Annotated in this window: 3 protein-coding genes; all 3 read left to right on the forward strand. The window is 34.5% G+C overall.

The window, feature by feature from the left end; all coding sequences use genetic code 11:
- A partial coding sequence (locus tag Q0095_RS05010; RefSeq protein ID WP_297881936.1) for a hypothetical protein occupies positions 1–300 on the forward strand: 300 nt, incomplete at its 5' end.
- The gene (csx20, locus tag Q0095_RS05015) at positions 297–677 is read left to right on the forward strand and encodes a CRISPR-associated protein Csx20 (RefSeq protein ID WP_297881938.1); all 381 of its coding nucleotides are present in this window, start codon (positions 297–299) and stop codon (positions 675–677) included. The genes Q0095_RS05010 and csx20, both read left to right, overlap by 4 nt.
- Positions 677–1,684: a WYL domain-containing protein gene (locus Q0095_RS05020; protein WP_297881940.1), complete on the forward strand. Its 1,008-nt coding sequence runs from the start codon at positions 677–679 to the stop codon at positions 1,682–1,684. The genes csx20 and Q0095_RS05020 overlap by 1 nt, the downstream gene beginning before the upstream one ends.
- The last annotated feature ends 133 nt before the right edge of the window (positions 1,685–1,817 follow it).

Genomic DNA, 1,817 nt, shown 5'->3' on the forward strand with positions numbered 1-1,817 from the left:
AGCTTAATATGCGAACAAAATGGTAAAGACCCTGCAGATAGAGATGCAAGAGAGGATGCTAAGCATACTTTAGGAAAATGTAAAAAAGAAAACTATAATTCTGAACATAAAAAAGCAGCGAAAATATATTTTGAAATAAACAATATTAGGGTTAATATTGCTCATAAACTTATGGATGGAGATCGAAGGTCGAATTCTAATCCACAAAGTAGCACTGATAATATATGGGAATATATAGAAAAGGTTAAAGTAATGGGAAAAATACATTTTAAATTACAAAAGAGACCGCCAAAAAAATGAAAACCTTCTTTACGTTGATAAACCACACCTTGACGTCGGAGCAAGAAGAAGGCGCGAGGAAGAATTTAAATGTCGATAAATTCGTAAATATAGCCGATGCGATGTGGAGCGATATCGATCCGTCTGAAAAAAGCGTAATAAAATTTGTTGAAACATATAAAGATAAACTCAAAAAGCAAGCAAAAGTGGGAGACATATTGCTGGTGCAGGGTGATTTCGGAGCGACTTATAATATGATAAGGTTTGCTAAAAATATGGGTTTGATAGCCGTGTATGCGACTACTAACCGCATCGTAAGCGAGCAGGTAGAAAACGGCAAAGTCGTGATTAAACGAGAGTTTAAACACGCAAGATTTAGAGAATATGAGGAGTTATAATGTCATCAGATGCAGACAATAAAACGATAGTTATCTTTGAAATTTTAAAAAAGCTAGTTGCAAAGCAAGAAATTTATCTTACCGATACAGGGCTTTTAGATGAGTTAAGGATTAAGGAAAGAACGCTTAGAAGGTATATGGGCGAAATCGACAAGCTATTTCCAGACGCTTTTAGGATAGAAAGCAAGCTCATAGGGCATGGCAAGAGACCGGTAAAAGTATTAAGAGTATATGACAAAAACAAAGATATAATCGGCGTTTTAAAATGTCTTTTAGAATATGGCAATGATCTAGGCTGGTTAATTAGTTTATTAAACGAAAATGATCCTAGGTTGTTTAACGATTTAGATAAACATGAAAAAGAGAAGGTATCTGAACAATTAAAAGAAGATTCGGACATATTTTTATTTAGAACCAATCCTTTTGAGGTTTTGCAAGACGAGCTAAGTAAAAGATATCTGAGCGAGCTTCGAAATGCCGTTAAAAATAAAGAATGCCGAAATATCAAGTATAAATATATCGGTGAAATGGAGAATTTAATCGATGCAAAATGCCTAAAAATAGTTTTTACCGACAGTAATTGGTATTTGGCTATCGAGGATGCTGATGGAAATTTTAGGCTTTTAAGAGTGGCTTTTATTGTATCGCTTAGCAAAAGCTCAAAAAAATACGAAGGAAAGATCTTAAAGGAATATGAAACGTATTTTAATAAAATACAAAATGCTATGAGCTTACCGTCAGAGACAACGCGAATAGCGCTATTAAAAGCTTCTCCGAAAGTGGCTATATATTTTAAGGAGGGCATGAAGCTATTTTTCCCAACTCAAAAATTTAAAAAGAAGCTAGATGATGGTAGCATTATTTTTAGCATAGATTTTACTCAGGATATGGAGATATTGCCATTTATAAAAAAGTGGCTTCCCGATATAGAAATTTTAGAGCCAAAAGATCTAAGAGAAACCTTTAAAGAGCAATTAAAAGCGGCTCTTGATATATTAAGTGAGTAGAAAAGGCACGCGTTGTCGCGCTAATAGCGAAACAAAATTTGCCCTGAGTCTATTCACGCGCTACGAAGCGGTAAAATTTTAGAGGGTTTGATGAAATTTAGGACTTAGGACACACAAAGCATCGTCGCAATCT

Source organism: uncultured Campylobacter sp. (assembly GCF_938045535.1).
Classification (GTDB): domain Bacteria; phylum Campylobacterota; class Campylobacteria; order Campylobacterales; family Campylobacteraceae; genus Campylobacter_B.

What these genes read in the sequence shown, in the direction of transcription:
- Q0095_RS05020 (WP_297881940.1), top strand. Translation starts at nt 677, where the DNA reads ATGTCATCAGATGCAGACAATAAAACGATAGTTATCTTTGAAATTTTA.
- csx20 (WP_297881938.1), top strand. Translation starts at nt 297, where the DNA reads ATGAAAACCTTCTTTACGTTGATAAACCACACCTTGACGTCGGAGCAA.